Here is a 17,339-nt window from a genome sequence, read left to right as displayed (position 1 = left end):
TCGTCAGCGCGGCATCTCGGCCGGCTGCAGGCCGTCCCACGACCAGTGCGGCATCGGCGCGGCGGTCGGTACCTCGGCGTCGACCGGGGAGTAGACGAGCACGTCGGCGACGGCCCACTCCATGTAGGCGCGCAGTGCGTCCCGGAACGCGGGATCGGCGGGCAGGCCGACGTCGTCCGCCGCCGCGACGAAGCACGCCACGAACCGCTTCCCCAGGTCGCCCATGTCGCCGTTGTGCGCGTGCATGAGCAGGACGGCGGAGTGGTCGCCGCACTCCTGCGAGAACCGCGGTGGGCCGCCGAGCACCTCCGCCCAGTACGCGCCGAGCCGCGCAACGTGCTGCGGGTGCTGGCCGGGATGGGAGAACGGGTGGTTCAACTCGGGGTCGGCGAGGCACCGCGCGTGATGCGCCGCTGCGAGGGCGAGGAACGCGGGCTCACCCCCGGCGAAGGCGAAGAGCGACGGGCGCACAGGGTGACCGTCCCACTCGGCGGCGGTCCTGTCACGGCACGGGGGAAATATCTGATCCAGAACAATTCTGAAACAGAGCTACAGTGAGGTCGTGTCCGCTCACGAACCCCTGATCGACGCGCTGCTTCCCGCGCTCGGTTCCGTACGCCGCACCCTGCGCCGGGTCGCCGGCTCCGCCGTCCGCGACGACGCCCTGACCGCCGCCGAGCGCGAGGTCGTCCTCCTCGTCGGGCGGCGACCGGCGCGGCCGGTCTCGGACGTGGCCCAGGACCTCGGGTTGGCGCCCAACACCGTCTCCACGATCGTCTCCCGGCTCGTCGCGCGTGGGCTGCTCGTGCGCGATACCGATCCCGCCGACCGGCGCGTGGGGCGGCTCAGCCTCACCCCGTCCGCGCAGGAGAGCGCGGACGCCGCGCGGGCCCGCCGCCGTGAGGTCCTCGCCGCGGCGCTCGACGCCCTCGACCCTGCACAGGTGGAACAGTTGCGGGCCGGCGTCACCGCACTGGGCGCGCTTGCGGAACAGCTGGAGCGGGCGGGGCGGCCCGACGAGGTCGGGGTGGGCGCACGATGACCACCCCTGCGGTCGAGATCACCGGACTCGTGCACCGCTTCGGCGGCGGGGCCGACGCTGCCGCCGCCGTCGACGGGCTCGACCTCACCGTCGCGGCCGGTGAGGTATTCGGGCTCCTCGGCCCCAACGGGGCAGGCAAGACCACCACGCTGCGGGTGGTCAACACCCTCCTGCCGGTGCAGCAGGGCGGGGTGACGGTGTTCGGCCTCGACGTCTCCCGGCACGCCACGCAGGTGCGCCGGCTGCTCGGCTACGTGCCGCAGCAGCTGTCGGTCGAGGGTGCACTGACGGGCCGGCAGAACGTCGCGTGGTTCGCCCGCCTCTACGACGTGCCGCGCCGCGACCGGGCCGCGCGTGTGGACGAGGCGCTGGCGGCCATGGACCTGTTCGACGTCGCGGACCGGCTCGCCGGCACCTACTCCGGCGGGATGATCCGCCGTCTCGAGCTCGCCCAGGCGCTCGTCGGCGACCCCGCGCTGCTCGTGCTCGACGAGCCGACGGTCGGGCTCGACCCGATCGCCCGCGACGGGGTGTGGGACCGCGTGCGGGCGATGCGCGCCGAGCGCGGCATGACCGTGCTGCTCACGACCCACTACATGGACGAGGCCGACGAGCTTTGCGACACCGTCGCGCTGATGCACCGCGGCCGCCTCGCCGCGGCCGGGTCGCCCGCGCAGCTCAAGGCCGACCTCGGACCGGACGCGTCGCTCGAAGACGTCTTCCGCCACCACGCCGGCATCGACCTCGCCGCTTCCGGGAAGGAGGGCCTCCGTGACGTCCGTCGCAGCCGTGCCACCGCGCGCAAGCTGGGTTGAGCCGCCGCTCACGCTGATCCGCCGCACTGCGGCGCTGAGCCTCGTCGAGCTGCAGAAACTCCGCCACGACCACACCGAGCTGCTCACCCGCACCGTGCAGCCCCTGCTGTGGCTGCTGGTGTTCGGCCAGATCTTCTCCCGGATCCGGGCGATCCCGACCGGACCGGTGTCGTACCTGGCCTACCTCACCCCGGGCATCCTCGCGCAGTCCGCGCTGTTCGTCGCGATCTTCTTCGGGATCCAGATCATCTGGGACCGCGACGCCGGGATCCTCACCAAGGTGATGGTCACGCCCACGCCGCGCCAGGCGATCGTCGCGGCCAAGGCCTTCGCGGCCGGGGTGCGGGGGCTGTCGCCGGTGGTGGTGCTGATCCCCGTGGCGCTGCTGCTCGGCGTCTCGGTCACCGCGAACCCCTTCAAGATCCTGGCCGCCGCGGTGGCGGTCATGCTCGGCGCCGGGTTCTTCGCCTGCCTGTCGATGGCGATCGCCGGGCTGGCCGGCACGCGCGACCGGCTCATGGGCTTCGGCCAGGTGCTCACGATGCCGCTGTTCTTCGCGTCGAACGCGCTGTACCCGATCGAGATCATGCCGACCTGGCTGCAGGTCGTCAGCCACGTCAACCCGCTGACCTATCTCGTCGACGCCCTGCGCGGCCTCCTGATCGGGACGCCCGCGCACCTCACGCTCGACTTCGCGGTGCTGCTCGGCGCGACCGCCGTGGGCATCTGGGTCTCCGGCGCGCTGCTGGGGCGCCTGGTGCGGTGAGAGCGGAACCGGGCGGGTAACCCGGACGTTGAGCGAACGATCGGTCCGGTTTGCGAACTTCGGGAGGACATCTCCAATGGGTCTGTTCGACAAGCTCAAGGAGCGGCTCGCGCCCTCCGCCCCGCCGCAGGCCCCCGCACCGCAGGGATCCGGTGGTCGGCGGCCGGGCGGCGCGGCGAAGGACCCGGACGAGGCCGCCGTCGAGCGCTACCGCTACATGCTGCGCACGGCGCCGCCGGAGACGATCGAGCAGGCCCACGCGGAGGCGTTCGCGAAGCTCACCCCTGAGCAGCGGCAGAAGGTGCTCGCCGACGTCTCGGCCGAGCTGCCGCCGTCGGAGCGCGCCATGTCGGACGACCCGCGGTCGCTGGCCCGGATGGCCACCCGCGCCGAGATGCGCAACCCCGGAACGATGGAGCGCACCCTCGGCGGCGGTCGGGGCGGCGGCATGGGGATGGGCGGGATGATCGCCGGGACGCTGCTCGCCAGCGTCGCGGGTGCGTTCATCGGCACGGCGATCGCCGACGCCTTCCTCGACGACGAGGGAGCCGGCGACGCGGGCGGCGAGGAGATGGCGGCCGCCGAGGACCCCGGCGTGGAGGACCCCGGAGCAGGCGACTTCGGCGGAGACTTCGGTGGCGGAGACTTCGGGGGCAACTTCTAGCCGCGCGCTCTAGTTCCGGGCTGCGGCGGCGACCCGCGCCAGCGCCGGTCCCCACGGGGCGTGCGTGCTCCAGCTGCGCACGCCCCACCGCCGCTCCCGCCGGGCCAGCTCCGCGGCGGCATCCTCCGCCGTCTCGGCGAACAGCACGAACGGGGTGTCGAGCAGCAGTTCGGGAGTCAGCCAGCCCATCCCGTGCTCCGTGGCCTCGCGCGACGCGCCCGTGGCCGTCTCCTCGGGATCCGCGTCGAGCACCACCTGCTGCAGCAGTACATCCAGCTCGGGTGCGCGGCCGTGCGCGGCCGCGACCTCGCGGACGAGCCCGACCCGCTCGTCGGTCGTGGCGGTGTCGGTCAGGGTGAACGTGCCGGCGGGGCGGCCCGCCACCTGCACGGCCCCTGCGAGGCCGACGATGTCGGCGTGCTCGGCCGCCACCCGCAGCGCGCGCTCGCCCATCCCGGCCACCAGCATCGGCACCGGCTGCTGGACGGGCGCGGGAACGTGGCTCTTGTCGGCGAGGCGCCGCCGGACCTCGGCGACCACCGCCGCCGTGTGCGCCCAGCGCTCGCCCACCGCCGGGAACGGCAGGCCGGCGTCGACGTGCTCGTGGCGCATGTGTCCCGCACCGATCCCCAGCTCGAGCCGCCCGCCGGAGAGCAGGTCCAGGGTGGCGGCCTCGCGGGCGAGCAGCGCCGGGTTCCAGAAGTAGGCGTCGAGCACGTAGGTGCGCAGGCGCACCCGTGACGTCACCGCCGCCGCGGCCGCCAGGACCGCGAACGGAGCGGTGTGGCCGAGGTGGTCCGCGACGGTGACGGTGTCGAATCCCGCCCTCTCCGCGGTCCGCGCCGCAGCCAGCAGAGCGGGGCCGTCGGACCAGCCCGCGAGCGACACCCCGAAGCGCAGATCGGCCATGTGGCGCATCCTTCCGCCCGTCGGGCGCACGCGTCGAGGGTGTGACGGAGGAGATCGTTTAGCACATTCCGGCGGCTGGTACAACGGGTCAAGATGACACCATCGTGCGGTGGGTAGGGGGTCCGCGGCGCAATGGGCCGGGTAACCGGGCTGTGCGGAGGGTGCCCAAGCAGATGCACAGAGTGATCGGCTTGGACAGCAGTCTCAGCACGAGGTCGTGCGTCGGCAAGCCCTGCGCGCACGGCCAACCCACGGTCTGCGTAGCGAACGGGACATGACATGGCCGCACCGGCACCCCCACGCATCGCCATCGACGGCGACGACGGAAGCACCCTCGCCGTCGCCACGATCGACTTCATCGACCCGGACGTGGTCCGGGCGGCACTGCACGTGAGCCCCGGGCACCTCCCGCCCGGCACCCGCACCCGCCTCGTCGACGCCGTGTTCGACGACCCGGACATCCGGTCCCGGCGTCAGGTGCAGGTCTCGCTGCCCCTGGGCGACACCGAGATCCTCGACCGGCTGCGCGAGCGCGGCGTGCTCACGACCTTCCGTGCGGCCGGCTCGACCTGCCTGGTCGAGGCCGACCTGCCTCTGGCCTGACCGGGCCGCGGGCGCGAGGATGCCTCCGTGCCGTCGCCCCGCACGACCTTCCTCGGCGCCGCCGCCGCAGTGGCCGGCCTCGTCGACACGATCCCCCCGACGGCCTGGGACGGCCCCGGCCTGGGTGTCTGGGACCTGCGCGCCCTCGTCGGCCACACCAGCCGCGCGCTGGTCACCGTGGTGACCTACCTGGCCCGGCCCGCGGCCGCGGAGGAGGTTGCGACCCCCGAGGCCTACTACGCCGTGATCCGCGCCGGCGGCGCCGACCCGGCGGCCGTCGCCGAACGCGGCCGGGCCGCCGGTGCCGCACTGGGTGCCGACCCCGCCGCCGGCTTCCGGGCCCTGCTCGCCGACGCCACCGCCGCGCTGGACCGTGCGGGCGACGACGACCTCGTGACGACCGTCGCGGGCGGCATGCGCCTCCTGGCCTACCTGCCGACGCGGACCTTCGAACTGGCGGTGCACGGCGCGGACATCGCCGCCGCGACCGGCCTGCCCGTGACGATCCCGCCCGCGGTACTCGCCGAGGCCGCGGCACTCGCCGCGCGGACCGCGGTGGAGGTCGGGCAGGGCCCGGTGGTGCTCGCGGCGCTCACCGGCCGGACCGTGCTCCCGCCGGGGTTCTCCGTGGTGTGACCTGACGCTGTGCCCTGACGAGATGCCCGGCCGCGCCGGTCGGCTAGATTCCCGGCGCGCCACCGAGGGCGCGCGGAGGGGAGCGGACCGTGATCGGACGGGGCGTGGTGGCCGCAGGCCACCCCGAGTCCGCGGCCGCGGGTGCCGCGGTGCTGCGGGCGGGCGGCAACGCCGTCGACGCCGCCGTCGCCGCTGTGCTCACCTCGTTCGTCGCGGAGCCGCTGCTCACGGGGCTCGGGTCGGGGGGCTACCTGCTGGTCGTGCCGCCGGGCGGCGAGGCGGTGCTGCTCGACTTCTTTGTCGAGACCCCCGGCCGCGATCGCGACCCGGCCGGCCGGGCCCCGCTGCGGGCGGTGACGGTCGACTTCGGTGACGCCACCCAGGTCTTCCACGCCGGCGCCGCGTCCTGCGGCACCTACGGCACGCCCGCAGGTCTTGCGGCCGCCGTCGCCGACTTCGGGCGGGCGCCACTGGCCGAGCTGACCGCGCCCGCCGCACGGCTGGCCCGCGCCGGGGTGCGGGTCACACCGATGCAGGAGTACCTCTACGCGCTGCTCGCCGAGATCAACGCCGCCACGCCGGCCGGGCGTGCCCGCTACCTGCCCGGCGGGCAGCCACCCCGCACCGGCGACGTGGTGACCGACCCCGAGTTGGCCGACGCCCTCGACCGCTTCGGCGCCGAGGGACCGGCACACTTCTACACCGGCGACGTCGCCGCGGCCGTGGTGGACGAGGTCCGTGTGCAGGGCGGCCTGCTCGGGACGGCGGACCTCGCCGGCTACGAGGTGCTGCGCCGGGATCCCGTCCACGTCCCCTACCGCGACACCGTGGTCTGCACGAATCCGCCGCCGAGCGCGGGCGGGGTGCTGGTGGGGCGGGCGTTGGCCGAGCTGGACGCTCGACCGGGGCCACCGGACGCCGCCGCACTGATCGCCGCCATGGCGGCGGCGGAGCGGGAGCGGACGCCGGAGTTCCTCGCAGGCCTCAGCAGCGCCACCCGGGCGGGCGCGAACCGGCTGGGGTCGACGACCCACGTCTCGGTGCTCGACGCCGACGGCTGGGCGTGCGCGGTGACGACGTCGAACGGCGAAGGCTCGGGAGTCGTCGTACCGGGCACCGGGGTCCACCTCAACAACGTGCTCGGCGAGGAGGACCTGTCGCCGCTGGGGTTCCACACGCAACTGCCCGGCTCCCGGCTGCCGTCGATGATGGCGCCGACGGTCGTGCTGCACGATGGCGCGGCCCGGCTCGTCGTCGGATCGGCGGGCAGCAACCGGATCCGCAGCGCGCTGCTCCAGGTGATCGTGAACGTGGTCGACCGGGGGCTCGCCGCGCAGGCCGCCGTCGACGCGCCGCGCGTGCACTACTCGCCCGAGGGGCTGTTCGCCGAGCCCGGGATCCCGACGGAGGACCTGGCCGCGACCGGGCTGCCCGTGACCCTGTTCCGCGACGCCAACCTCTACTTCGGCGGCTGCCAGGCGGTGGTGTGCGACCCGGCGACGGAGGTCCTGACCGGCGGGGCGGACCCGCGGCGCGGTGGCGGGGTCGCGGTCGCCTGACCGGGCTCAGGTCAGCCGGGCGAACACGACGACGTTGTCGCGGTAGTGGCGGGACACCTCGTCGAACTCGCCGCCGCAGGTGACGAGCCGGAGTTCGGGGCCGTCCGTGTTGCCGTACACCTCCGCGGTGGGGAACGCGGACTTGCTGAACCGCTCCACGCGGTAGGCCGTGAACCGGGCCGTGGCACCGTCGGACCGCGTCACCTCAGCCGTGTCGCCGACCTTCATCTCGCGCAACCGCGCGAACACCCCGGGCACCCTCTTGTAGTCGACGTGGGCGGCGAGGACAGCGGGGCCGACCTCGCCGGGAACCGGGCTCAGGGCGAACCAGCCCGCAGTGGCGGCGTCCTGGGGGACGTCCAACGCTCCGGACGGGGTGAGCCCCAGGTCGACGAGGCCGGTGGTGTGCACGTCGATGGCGGGCACGTCGAGGGCGACGGGCGTGCTGCGGGCCCGGACGTTCGTGGTCGCCGGCGCCGCGGACCGCGCGGCCGGCCTGGGCGCCGCCCCAGCGGCGCTGTCCGCCGGCGGCGCAGACGACCCGGTGCCGGCGTTCTGGCCGCACCCGGCGACGACGAGGAGGAGCAGGATCGCCGCGGCGCGGGTCGCCCACGCCCGCTCACGCATCGGCAGGCCCTCCGCCGGTGTCGACGCCGCCGCTGGGATGCACCTGGACCTGCTGGCCCGCGTTGCCGAAGTGGTCTTCGCAGGCGATCCCGTCGACGTCCGCGTCGAGGTGGTCGGGGTCGCTCAGGTCGGCGTCGAGCGCGGCCTGGGCGTCGGCCTGTGAGGCGAAGTCGCCGCAGTCGCGGTCGTCGCCGGAGGTGGCGGACGACGAGGAGTCGTCGTCGGCGTCAGAGTTCGACTCGGAGTCCGAGTCCGAGTTCGATCCGGCGTCGGAGTCGGACCCGGTGGTCGTGCTCGTCTTCGTGGAGGACGTCGTCTCCTCCGTGGTCGTCGTCGACGACGACGTCGTGGTCGTCGCGGTGCTGTAGCCCACGGGAGCGGCCGTCGCGGAGGTCGTCGTCGCCGTCGGGGTCGTCTTCGTGGTCGTCGTCGCCGTTGTCGGCCCGCCCGAGGAGCGACGCGGCAGCGACTCGCAGGCGATGCCATCACCCTCGTCGTCGAGGTGGTTCGGGTCGCTGCGGTCGGCGTCCAGGACGTCTTGCGCTTGCTCCTGGTAGGTGAAGTCCCGGCAGTTCAGGTCCTTCGCGTGTGCGATTCCGGGCAGGACGAGCAACACGATGACGGCAGCGAGCAGCGTGGCGACCGCCAGAGCGGCGGCGCTGCGCGCGGTGCGGACGATCATGCGGTCCGGAGGTCCTCTCCACAGGAGCGACGGGCCACAGCGTGATCACGTGCGGCACCCTTCGGAGTGTCGAGCCGCCAGGAGGCGCCGTTACCCCCGAAACCAGGGGGTGGCCTGGCACGATGTCGACATGGCGACGCGCCTGCTCGAACGCGACAGCGAGCTGCGGGTGCTCGATGCCGCCCTCGACGGTGCCGCCGGGGGAGCGGGATCCGTCGTGCTCGTCTCCGGTGAGGCGGGCATCGGCAAGACGAGCCTGGTACGGGCGTTCACCCGCTCGCTGCGGGCCGGGCGGGTGCTCGCGGGTGCCTGCGACGACCTGCTGACCCCGCGGGCGCTCGGTCCGTTGCGCGACGCGGCGCGGCACGTCCGCGGGCCGCTCGCCGCCGCGCTGGCCGCGGACGACCCCGGCGGGGTGTTCCCGGCCGTGCTCGAGGAGCTGGCCGACCCGCACGGTCCGACGGTGCTGGTCGTCGAAGACGTCCACTGGGCCGACAGCGCGACCCTCGACCTGCTGCGGCACGTCGGCAGGCGCGTCGACGACGTGCCCGCGCTGCTGCTCCTGACCTACCGGCCCGACGAGATCGGCCGCGAGCACCCGTTGCTCGGCGTGCTCGGCAGCCTGGCGGGGCGGGCGGTGCGCCGGCTGTCGCTGGGCGGGCTCTCCCCGGACGCCGTCGCGGAGCTCGCCGGGGGTTCGGCGGTCGACGCGCAGCGCCTGCACCGGGCCACCGCGGGCAATCCGTTCTTCGTCACCGAGGCACTCGCGTCCCCGGACGACCCGGTGCCGCGCACCGTCGTCGACGCCGTGCTGGCCCGGGTGCACCGGCTTTCCCCCGCGGCGCGGGCGGTCGTCGAACAGCTCGCGGTCGTGCCGTCGCGGGTCGAGCCGGCACTGCTGCGCGCTCTTTGCCCGGACCTCGTCCCCGTCACGGAGGCGGAACGGCTCGGGGTGCTGGAGGTCCGTACCGACGCGGTCGCCTTCCGCCACGAGCTGGCCCGGCGCGCCGTCGAGCAGTCGTTGCCGGTCACGATCCGGTTCGAGCGCAACGCCCGCGTCACCGCAGCGTTGCTGGACGCACCGACGCCCGACCGCGCGCGCGTGCTGCACCACTGCGTCGAGGCCGGCGACGACGCGGGCGTCGTCCGCCACGGGCCGTCGGTGGCACGGGAGGCGTCGCGGGCCGGGGCGCACCGGCAGGCCGTCGCCGCCTACGAGCAGGTGCTCGCCCGCTCGGCCCTGCTCGACCCGGCCGAACACGCCGCACTGCTCGACGCGCACGCCTGGAGCCTTTACAACGTCAACCGCCTGCACGACGCCGCCGCGGCGGCCCGCGCCGCCGTCGCGCTCGCGGACCGGCTCGGCGACCGGGCGCTGATCCGCTACCTGGTCACGTTGTCGCGCCAGCAGTGGTTGCTGCGGCACACGGCGGAGGCGCTGGCGGACGCCCGCCGCGCCGACGACCTCGCCGCCGCACCCGACGTCGCAACGGCCGACCGCGCGACGGCCCGGGTCAACCTCGGTGCGGTGCTGGTGCTGGTCGACCGTGAGGAGGAGGGCCTGTCCCACCTCGACCCGGACGGTGGCGACGCGGAGCTCGCCGTGCTGGCCCGCAACTACCGCGGCTCGGCGCTGCTGCAGCTGGGCGACCTCGGCGGGTGTGCCGCGCTGCTCGACAGCGTCGCGGTCGCGCGCGAGCTGGGGCAACACGAGTACGTCATGCGCGGGTACTACAACCTCGTCGAGGGCCTCTGGCGGCTCGGCCGCCACACCGAGGCGGCGCGGTACCTCGACGCGGCCGACGAGTACGGCCGCGACCGCGACTTCCAGGCCCACACCTACTTCTTCACGGCTCGTCGTCAGCGGCTGCTGCTCATGCGGGGGAAGTGGGGGCCGGCCGAGGACGTGCTGCGCAGCCTGCTCGCCGAGCGTCCCGACCCCGGCATGCTCGGGCGGGAGACGATGCCGGTGCTGGCCCGGCTGCTGGTCCGGCAGGGCGCGGACGAGGCGGCGCAGATGCTGGCGGCGGCCGACCGCGCGGCCCGCGAGGCCGACGTCCTGGAGTGGCTGGTGCCCACCGGCATGGCGCACCTCGAGCACGCCTGGCTCACGTCGGCGCCGCGCGCCCCGCTCTCGGGCGCCGCCGGCGCCTGGGCCGCCCTGCTGCGCGTGCGGACCGACCGGCCGGGCGCCGCGCACCTCCGCGGCGAGCTGCTGCGCTGGCTGTGCCGCCTGGGGGAGCCGGTCACGTCGTTCCCGGGCTGCCCGCCGGAGTTCGCGGCGGGGATCGGCGGCGACTGGCGGGCGGCCGCGGCGGAGTGGGAGCGCGTGGGCGACCCCTACGAGCGGGCCCTGGAGCTGCTCGAGTCCGGGGAGGCGGAGCCGACGCTCGAGGCGCTCACGGTGCTCGACGGGCTCGGTGCCCGGCCCGCGGCGACGCTGGCTCGGCGCCGGTTGCGCGAGCTCGGTGTCGTGCAGGTGCCGCGGGGCCCGGCGGCGGCGACGCGGACGAACCCGGCAGGGCTCACGGAGCGGCAGATGGAGATCCTGCGGCTGCTGGCGGCGGGGATGACCAACGCCGAGATCGCGGGGCGGCTGGTGGTGTCGGTGCGGACGGTGGACCACCACGTGTCGGCGGTGTTGCAGAAGCTCGGGGTCGCGACGCGCCGCGAGGCGGCGGCCGCCGTCGCGACCCTCGGGCTCGGCTGACTGCTCGTCCGCGTCAGGGCATGCTCGGGCGCATTGTGGCCGGAGGCAGGATCCGGGCGCCGAGCTGGAACAGCCGCTGGAGGTCCGCGGCGTTGCGCCAGATCCTCGCGACGAGCCCGTCGACGATCTGCATCGTGAACGTCGCGGTGAACACCTGGACGATCCCGCGGCCGGGGACGCCGAAGAAGCTGTCCTGCTCGCAGTGGTTGGTGGCGCGAACGACGACCTTGTCGCCCTCGGCGATGACGTCGTCGATCGTCCACCGCTGTTCGACCCCGCCGATGTGGGCGAAGAGCACCCGGATGCCCTCCTGGCCGGCGGGCAGGTCCGGCGGGCCGCCCTCCATCGTCCAGGTGGGGGTGATCATGGCGGTGAGCGCTGCGACGTCGCCGTCGCTGATCGCGTCCAGGAACGCCACCGCCAGACGCTTGTTCGCGGTGAGGGTGTCGGTGTCGGGTGTGGTCGTCGCGGTGATGGTCATTGCGGCCTCCTCGGTCGGGTGGACCGAGGATGGCGCGCCCGGGGCGGCGGGCGGATCGGGGAGCGATGCCCATCCCGCGCCGGGGATTGCCCATGCCGGGCCTGGTCGGCGTCGTGCTCAGGCCCAGGCGTAGCAGGTGACGGGGAACCGGTAGTGGCGGAAGAGCAGGTGCTGGGCCGCCGGGATGGCCTCCACGGGAGCGTCGACTCCGAGCAGCACGCCTCCGTCGCCGGTCGGTTCGACCATCCGGACCGTGACCCCCCGGCGGTGCCAGGTGAACAGGTCGCGGGCCACGGCGGCGACGGCGGTGGTGCACCGGTCGGTGGCGGCGGGTTCCCGCCACGGTGCGCCTGTCCGGGGCATCGCTAACTCCTTCGGTCGGTCGGCTTTCGGGGAGCCCGACGGGGGGAGAGGAACTGCTGGGGTCAGCTCCTTCCTCGATCGACAGTAGGGAACGCCGACACCGAGGGCCACGCCGCAAACACGGGGTGCTAGTACCTGGTGCCCTCCCCCTCATCCGGGGTGGGCTCAGATGTTCGAGTGGTCCGGGGGGACGTCCTCGGGCAGCTCGGCCGCGTCGTCCGGCCCGTCGCCGTCGACCTGGCAGGGCAGGTCGAGGGTGTAGGCGGTCATCGACAGCGAGCCGTAGGCGTAGCCGTCGACCAGCACATCGGTGCTCCCTCCGGCTGCCCGCCCCGCGTCGGCCAGCCCGGCGAGGTAGAGCAGGGGCAGGAAGTGGTCGGGGGTCGGGACGGCGGTGCCGAAGTCGCGGTGCGCGTCGAGCCCCGCGACGGCGGCGGGGTCGTCGAGCATGCGCTCGCGGGCGTCGTCGTCGAAGCGGTGGGCCCAGTCGTAGCCCTCATGGGCGAGCCGGCGGTCGATGCCGCCGAGGTTGTGGACGATGTTGCCGCTGGCGACGACGAGGACGCCGCTGTCGCGCAGCGGGGCGAGCTTCGCCCCGAGCCCGAGGTGGTAGTCGAACGGCTTCTCGGAGTTGATGCTCAGCTGCGCGACGGGGATGTCGGCCTCGGGGAAGGCGTGCACGAGCACGGACCAGGTGCCGTGGTCGATGCCCCAGGAGTCGACGTCCGCCCCCACCCAGGTCGGCTGCACGGCGTCGGAGACCTCGTGCACCAGCTCGGGCATCCCGGGCGCGGGGTAGTCGATGTCGAACAGGCGCTGGGGGAAGCCGAAGAAGTCGTGGATCGTCCGGGGGCGGTGCATGGCGGTGACGGCCGTGGCGTTGATGTACCAGTGCGCCGAGACCACCAGAATGGCCCGCGGCCGGGGAACGGCCTGTCCGAACGCCCGCCACGCCCGCGTGTAGCGGTTGTCGTCGAGAGCGTTCATCGGGTTGCCGTGGCCGAGGAAGGCGGCGGGCATCCTCGTGGGCGTTGCAGTGGTCACGGGCGAGATTGTGCGCTCAGCGGCGCGGCGTGTCGCCGTCCAGACGGCCCAGGATCGTGTCGCCGAGGGCGCTGAGCTGCCCCAGCTGCTCCGGGTCGAGCGCGTCGATCACGTAGGCGCGCACGGCGTCGACGTGCCCGGGGGCGGCCGAGGCGAGCTTGGCGAAGCCGTCGTCGGTCAGCGTGGCCAGGGTGGCGCGCCCGTCGTCGGGGCACGGGTCGCGACGCAGCCAGCCACGCCGCTCGAGGCGGGCGACCACGTGTGACAGGCGCGACAGCGAGGAGTGGCACAGCGCTGCGAGCTGGCTCATCCGCAGCACGTGGTCGTCGGCGTTGGAGAGGTTGACCATGACGGTGTACTCGAAGTGGCTCAGACCGGCGTCGCGCTGCAACTGGGCGTCGAGTGCGGCGGGGAGCCGGATGATGACGCCGATCAGGCTCAGCCAGGCGTCGCGCTCGATGCCTTCCAGCCAGCGCGGCTCCGGCGCCTGCGTCGGAGCCGCCAGGTCGGCGACGTCGTCCTGCTTCACAGCGTCCACTCCACCATGGTGTCATCCGGACGAGTGGGCGCGCGCCGCGCGGGCACGGACCGTGTGCCCGGCGACCGGTTTGTGCGTTGTGGATCAGTTGAGGTGGACGCGGCCGGCGGCGCCGTCGACCGTGACCCTGGCGCCGGTCTCGATCCGCGACGTGGCGTCCGGCACGCCCACGACCGCGGGGATGCCGTACTCGCGGGCCACGACCGCACCGTGCGAGTTGGCCCCGCCCATCTCCATCACCAGCGCGCCCGCCGTGAGGAACAGCGGGGTCCAGCCCGGGTCGGTGGACGGCGCGACCAGGACCTCGCCGGGCTCGAGCCGCGCGCCGACCGGGTCGAGGACGACGCGCGCCGGTGCCGTGACCGTGCCGGCCGAGGCCGGGGTGCCGATCAGCGCGCCGTCGTCCGGGACGTCGGCGCGGGCGAGCGCCTCGGGCTCGGTGCCGTCGGAGAGCAGCACCCGCGGGATGTGCCGGCGGCGCAGCTCCCGTGCGTACTCCTCGCGCCGGCCGGCGACGAGGTGGCGCTGGTCGACGCCGTCGATCGAGGCACGGATGGCGCGCAGGTCGAGGAAGAAGACGTCGCCGGGGGCGTCGAGGAGTTCGTGTTCGGCCAGTTCGGTGCCGACGGCGGCCAGCTCTGCGCGGGCGAGGGCGATCAGGCGCACGAGATGGTCCTTCGGGGCCTCGCGCAGCCCGACCAGCTCGCGCACGCGGCCGAGGGCGAAGCCGACGGCCCGGGCGCGCCACCGTGAGCGGCGGCCGACCCGGGCCACGACGTCCGCGAGGGCCTGCCGGGCGACGCGCTCGCCTGCGGCGAAGCGGGCGTCGGGGGCGGCGTCGGGGTCGTCCAGCCGCAGGTAGTTGGCCAGCGCGCCGAGCACGTGTTCGGGCTGCTCCGACCACCGCGGCATGCCGATGTCGATCTCGGCGACGGCCCGGTGGCCGTAACGGCGCAGGAAGCCGGCGAGCCCGTTCTGCAGGGCGGTCGGCAGGGTGCCGGCGCGGAACAGTGCGGCGAGTGCGGCGAGGTCGGCGGTGTCGCGCAGGGCGGCGGCCGACGTCGGGTCGGCGCGCACCTGCTGCGCCAGGGCCCACAGCTGCAGGTCCATCTCCGTGGTGACGTTGTTCGGCAGCGAACGCAACACCGCGTCCATGGTGACGTCGTCCAGGTCGTCGCCCGCCAGGCGGCGCGCGACCACCCGCATGAGGAACCCACCCGCGAAAGCGGGCGCGCTGCGCGGGAACACGTGGAGGGCGGTCGTGAGCGTCTGCGTCGCCCGGTCGACACGCTCGGTGGACGTGGCGTCCGGAGGGGAGGCGGGGACGCGCGCCGCCCGGGCGCCGAGCGCAGCGACGCGGTTGCGGGCGGCGGTGGGGGAGGCGACGGCCTGCAGCATCACCAGCGGCACACGGAAGCGCACGAGCACGGGAACGACCCGGCGGACCGCCCGCCACCGAGCTCGGGGCACCGGTGCGAACGCGGGATCGGCGAACAGGTCGCGCAGCACCACGCCGGTGCGTGCCTCCATGATGCCGAGGATGCGCGTGGCCGCCGCCCGCCCGACAGGGCTGCGCAGCCCCGCCGTGATGTCGACGAAAGCGCGTCCGCCGACCGCGGCGAAGGCGGGCGGGGGAGCGACGGGGTCGGTCGTGTGCGGGCCGGGGAGGCCGAACAGCCGGGCCGCCGTGCCGCCGATGACGCCGAACGCCGACAGCCCCATCGGCGTGATCGGCCGGGTCAGCCCCTGGGCCAGGCTGACGCAGACGAACGCGCGCAGCGCGCCGTCGCGCGACACGGGCACCGGGTAGAGGCTGGTGATCGGCCGGGCCTGGGTGAGCCAGATCGCGCCGGCACCGTCGAGCGCCCATTCGATGTCCTGGGGGACACCGAAGTGCCTCTCGACGCGGCGCCCGAGCGCGGCAAGCTCCAGGGCCTGCCGGTCGGTCACGCACGCGTCCGCCCCGCTCGCGAGCTCCACCCGCTCGGTCCCTCCGCCCGGCAGTGCCCGCACCGCGACGGCCTTGTCGCCGAGCCGCCGGTCGACGACCCGGCCGCGCTCGACCGCGAGGTGGTCGGGGTTGACCATCCCCGACACGACCGCCTCACCCAGGCCGGGGCTCGCGTCGAGCACCGCACGGGTACGCCGCCCGCTCACCGGGTCCGCGGTGAACAGCACCCCGGCCACCTGCGCGTCGACCATCCGCTGGACGACCACCGCGAGCCGCACCTCGGCGTCGTCGATCCCGAGCTCCGCCCGGTAGGCGACGGCGCGGTCGGTCCACAGCGACGCCCAGCAGCGGCGCACCGCGTCGAGCAACGCCTCGGTCCCGACGATATTGAGGTAGGTGTCCTGCTGCCCCGCGAAGCTGGCGGTCGGCAGGTCCTCCGCGGTCGCGGACGACCGGACCGCCACGGGCACGTCGCCGAGCGCCCGGTGCGCCGCCGTGATCGCGGCGGCGATGTCGTCGGGCACCGCGACCGTGCGCAGGAGGTCGCGGGCTCGGCCTGGATCGGTGGTGTCGACGTCCGCGGCGGCCCGCGCGTAGGCCTCGGTCGTCACGCAGAACCCGCCGGGCACCGGGAGCCCCGCGGAGATCAGCTCACCGAGGTTCGCCGCCTTCCCACCCACCCGTGGAAGGTCGGTGGACCGCAGCTCCCCGAGGTCGACCACCAGCGGCGAGCCGACGGGGGACGTCGCAGCGGAGCGCTCGGCAGTGGCCATACCCCACGCTAGCGCCGCCCGCCCCGGAACTCAACAGGCGATGAATAGCCCGCGGGTCCGTCGGTTCGTCAGCGCGAGTCCGCCGTTTTGGCACCGCGAGGACAACCCGCGGCCAGTCCCAGAATGGCGACTCGCGCTGACGAAGTCGCGGACTCGCGCTGACGAAGTCGCGGACTCGCGGGGGTCGGGCTCGCTCAGGTCCAGGGGCGGGCGGAGCGGGCGGCCCAGTAGGTGGCCGGGTCCTCGGCCAGGCCGGCGAGCTCGGCCGCCACTGCGTCGGGCAGGGCGAGGTCGGCCGCGGCGGCGTTGCTCGCCACCTGTGCGGGGTCGACGGCGCCCGACAGCACGCGCCAGGCCCACGGCTGCGCGAGGGCCGTTGCGATCGCGAGCCGGTCGACGGTGGTGCCGAGCTCCACCGCCAGGTCGGCAACGCGCTGCGTGGCGGGGGAGTCCGCGCCACCCGGGGCCAGCCGGCCGTTCGCCACCGACTCCTTGACGATCACGTACGCACCCGCGTCGGCGGCCTCGGCCAAGGCCGGCGCGGCGGAGGGCTCGAGGACGTTCCACGTGCTCTGGAACGACGTGAACAGCGGGGCGCCGTCGACCGTCACCGTCAACGCCTTCCGCACGGCGTCCGCCTGGTGCGGGCCCGACGTCGAGATCCCGACCCGCACGCCCCGGTCCCGCAGCCCGGCCAGCGCCCGGTGCACGGCGGCGTCGTCCAGCACGCCGCTGTCCAGCGTCGCCGAGTGCACGTGGTAGACCCCGACGCGCCCGCCCAGGAGCTCCGACGTCTGCGCCCACTGCGCCGTGAACGCCTCGAGCGAGTGGTCCTTGATCTCGTGCACCTCGGCGTCCATCCGCCAGTCGCCGACGTAGCGGTAGCCCCACTTCGAGCCCACCACCACGTCGTCGATCTCCGGACGGGCCACTAACCAGTCGGAGAGGAACTCTTCGGCCCGTCCGTACGAGCGGGCGGCGTCGACGTAGCGGATCCCGGCGGCGTAGGCGGCGTCGAGCACGGCGAAGGCGCGGTCACGGAAGGTGACAATGTCGCGCTCTGCGCCGAGATCCGAGGCCCTCCCGCCGGTGATGTACGCGGGACGACCGACTGCAGCGAGTCCGATCCCGAGCCGTTTCCGATCACTGGTTCCCGTCGCGGTCACGTCGGCGTAG

The 17,339-nt window shown here is 74.5% G+C and carries 18 protein-coding genes; 8 read left to right on the top strand and 10 right to left on the bottom strand.

Features of this window, described 5'->3' with window-relative positions:
- Positions 1-3: 3 nt before the first annotated feature.
- Positions 4-471, bottom strand: a complete 468-nt coding sequence (locus tag RM445_RS11860) for a globin domain-containing protein (protein ID WP_311556236.1) — start codon at positions 469-471, stop codon at positions 4-6.
- 91 nt (positions 472-562) lie between these two features.
- Here RM445_RS11860 and RM445_RS11855 point away from each other — a divergent pair, with 91 nt between their 5' ends.
- From RM445_RS11855 to RM445_RS11840, 4 genes are all read left to right on the top strand, one after another.
- Positions 563-1,042 (top strand): MarR family winged helix-turn-helix transcriptional regulator, encoded by a 480-nt coding sequence (locus tag RM445_RS11855; RefSeq protein ID WP_311556235.1) that lies wholly within the window; start codon positions 563-565, stop codon positions 1,040-1,042.
- Complete coding sequence (locus RM445_RS11850) at positions 1,039-1,857, top strand: ATP-binding cassette domain-containing protein (RefSeq protein WP_311556234.1); 819 nt, start codon at positions 1,039-1,041, stop codon at positions 1,855-1,857. The genes RM445_RS11855 and RM445_RS11850 overlap by 4 nt, the downstream gene beginning before the upstream one ends.
- Complete coding sequence (locus RM445_RS11845) at positions 1,814-2,623, top strand: ABC transporter permease (protein ID WP_397469279.1); 810 nt, start codon at positions 1,814-1,816, stop codon at positions 2,621-2,623. Before RM445_RS11850 ends, RM445_RS11845 begins: the two co-directional genes overlap by 44 nt.
- A gap of 76 nt (positions 2,624-2,699) precedes the next feature.
- The gene (locus RM445_RS11840; protein WP_311556233.1) at positions 2,700-3,287 is read left to right on the top strand and encodes a hypothetical protein; all 588 of its coding nucleotides are present in this window, start codon (positions 2,700-2,702) and stop codon (positions 3,285-3,287) included.
- Between the two features lie 9 nt (positions 3,288-3,296).
- Here the strand turns inward: RM445_RS11840 and RM445_RS11835 are convergent, their stop codons facing one another.
- Complete coding sequence (locus RM445_RS11835) at positions 3,297-4,196, bottom strand: TIGR03621 family F420-dependent LLM class oxidoreductase (protein ID WP_311556232.1); 900 nt, start codon at positions 4,194-4,196, stop codon at positions 3,297-3,299.
- A gap of 279 nt (positions 4,197-4,475) precedes the next feature.
- Here RM445_RS11835 and RM445_RS11830 point away from each other — a divergent pair, with 279 nt between their 5' ends.
- The 3 genes from RM445_RS11830 (at position 4,476) to RM445_RS11820 (ending at position 6,994) form a co-directional block, all read left to right on the top strand.
- The gene (locus RM445_RS11830; protein WP_311556231.1) at positions 4,476-4,799 is read left to right on the top strand and encodes a hypothetical protein; all 324 of its coding nucleotides are present in this window, start codon (positions 4,476-4,478) and stop codon (positions 4,797-4,799) included.
- 27 nt (positions 4,800-4,826) lie between these two features.
- On the top strand, positions 4,827-5,435 hold the full coding sequence (locus tag RM445_RS11825; RefSeq protein ID WP_311556230.1) for a maleylpyruvate isomerase N-terminal domain-containing protein: 609 nt from the start codon (positions 4,827-4,829) through the stop codon (positions 5,433-5,435).
- Positions 5,436-5,524: 89 nt separating this feature from the next.
- The gene (locus tag RM445_RS11820; RefSeq protein WP_311556229.1) at positions 5,525-6,994 is read left to right on the top strand and encodes a gamma-glutamyltransferase; all 1,470 of its coding nucleotides are present in this window, start codon (positions 5,525-5,527) and stop codon (positions 6,992-6,994) included.
- A gap of 6 nt (positions 6,995-7,000) precedes the next feature.
- On the opposite strand, the gene RM445_RS11815 is transcribed toward RM445_RS11820, so the two are convergent.
- On the bottom strand, positions 7,001-7,621 hold the full coding sequence (locus RM445_RS11815) for a class F sortase (RefSeq protein WP_311556228.1): 621 nt from the start codon (positions 7,619-7,621) through the stop codon (positions 7,001-7,003).
- Positions 7,614-8,303 carry a hypothetical protein gene (locus tag RM445_RS11810; protein WP_311556227.1) on the bottom strand — a complete coding sequence of 230 codons (690 nt, stop codon included), beginning with the start codon at positions 8,301-8,303 and terminating at the stop codon, positions 7,614-7,616. The genes RM445_RS11815 and RM445_RS11810 overlap by 8 nt, the downstream gene beginning before the upstream one ends.
- A 130-nt stretch (positions 8,304-8,433) precedes the next feature.
- Between RM445_RS11810 and RM445_RS11805 the strand changes: the two genes are divergently transcribed.
- The gene (locus RM445_RS11805; protein ID WP_311556226.1) at positions 8,434-11,013 is read left to right on the top strand and encodes an ATP-binding protein; all 2,580 of its coding nucleotides are present in this window, start codon (positions 8,434-8,436) and stop codon (positions 11,011-11,013) included.
- Between the two features lie 13 nt (positions 11,014-11,026).
- Here the strand turns inward: RM445_RS11805 and RM445_RS11800 are convergent, their stop codons facing one another.
- The 6 genes from RM445_RS11800 to RM445_RS11775 all read right to left on the bottom strand — a co-directional run bounded on the left by RM445_RS11800 (position 11,027) and on the right by RM445_RS11775 (position 17,329).
- Entirely contained in the window at positions 11,027-11,494 is a 468-nt protein-coding gene (locus tag RM445_RS11800) for an ester cyclase (protein ID WP_311556225.1), read from the bottom strand.
- A gap of 117 nt (positions 11,495-11,611) precedes the next feature.
- The gene (locus RM445_RS11795; RefSeq protein ID WP_311556224.1) at positions 11,612-11,857 is read right to left on the bottom strand and encodes a hypothetical protein; all 246 of its coding nucleotides are present in this window, start codon (positions 11,855-11,857) and stop codon (positions 11,612-11,614) included.
- Positions 11,858-12,022: 165 nt separating this feature from the next.
- Entirely contained in the window at positions 12,023-12,901 is an 879-nt protein-coding gene (ygiD, locus tag RM445_RS11790; RefSeq protein ID WP_311556223.1) for a 4,5-DOPA-extradiol-dioxygenase, read from the bottom strand.
- A 16-nt stretch (positions 12,902-12,917) separates the two neighbouring features.
- On the bottom strand, positions 12,918-13,439 hold the full coding sequence (locus RM445_RS11785; RefSeq protein WP_311556222.1) for a MarR family winged helix-turn-helix transcriptional regulator: 522 nt from the start codon (positions 13,437-13,439) through the stop codon (positions 12,918-12,920).
- Between the two features lie 84 nt (positions 13,440-13,523).
- A complete protein-coding gene (locus tag RM445_RS11780; protein ID WP_311556221.1) occupies positions 13,524-16,163 on the bottom strand; it encodes a PEP/pyruvate-binding domain-containing protein in 2,640 nt (879 codons plus the stop codon).
- Positions 16,164-16,357: 194 nt separating this feature from the next.
- The gene (locus RM445_RS11775) at positions 16,358-17,329 is read right to left on the bottom strand and encodes an aldo/keto reductase (RefSeq protein ID WP_311556220.1); all 972 of its coding nucleotides are present in this window, start codon (positions 17,327-17,329) and stop codon (positions 16,358-16,360) included.
- Positions 17,330-17,339: the final 10 nt, after the last annotated feature.

It is taken from the genome of Pseudonocardia charpentierae (genome assembly GCF_031845345.1).
GTDB classification, from domain to species: Bacteria; Actinomycetota; Actinomycetes; order Mycobacteriales; family Pseudonocardiaceae; genus Pseudonocardia; species Pseudonocardia charpentierae.
This window is presented reverse-complemented; position numbering and strand designations above follow the sequence as displayed.

Bases quoted from the DNA above. Each gene is read 5' to 3' on its own strand.
- RM445_RS11810 (WP_311556227.1), bottom strand. From the start codon at position 8,303: ATGATCGTCCGCACCGCGCGCAGCGCCGCCGCTCTGGCGGTCGCCACG.
- RM445_RS11835 (WP_311556232.1), bottom strand. From the start codon at position 4,196: ATGGCCGATCTGCGCTTCGGGGTGTCGCTCGCGGGCTGGTCCGACGGC.
- RM445_RS11840 (WP_311556233.1), top strand. From the start codon at position 2,700: ATGGGTCTGTTCGACAAGCTCAAGGAGCGGCTCGCGCCCTCCGCCCCG.
- RM445_RS11800 (WP_311556225.1), bottom strand. From the start codon at position 11,494: ATGACCATCACCGCGACGACCACACCCGACACCGACACCCTCACCGCG.
- RM445_RS11795 (WP_311556224.1), bottom strand. From the start codon at position 11,857: ATGCCCCGGACAGGCGCACCGTGGCGGGAACCCGCCGCCACCGACCGG.
- RM445_RS11850 (WP_311556234.1), top strand. From the start codon at position 1,039: ATGACCACCCCTGCGGTCGAGATCACCGGACTCGTGCACCGCTTCGGC.
- RM445_RS11805 (WP_311556226.1), top strand. From the start codon at position 8,434: ATGGCGACGCGCCTGCTCGAACGCGACAGCGAGCTGCGGGTGCTCGAT.
- RM445_RS11830 (WP_311556231.1), top strand. From the start codon at position 4,476: ATGGCCGCACCGGCACCCCCACGCATCGCCATCGACGGCGACGACGGA.
- RM445_RS11815 (WP_311556228.1), bottom strand. From the start codon at position 7,621: ATGCGTGAGCGGGCGTGGGCGACCCGCGCCGCGGCGATCCTGCTCCTC.
- RM445_RS11780 (WP_311556221.1), bottom strand. From the start codon at position 16,163: ATGGCCACTGCCGAGCGCTCCGCTGCGACGTCCCCCGTCGGCTCGCCG.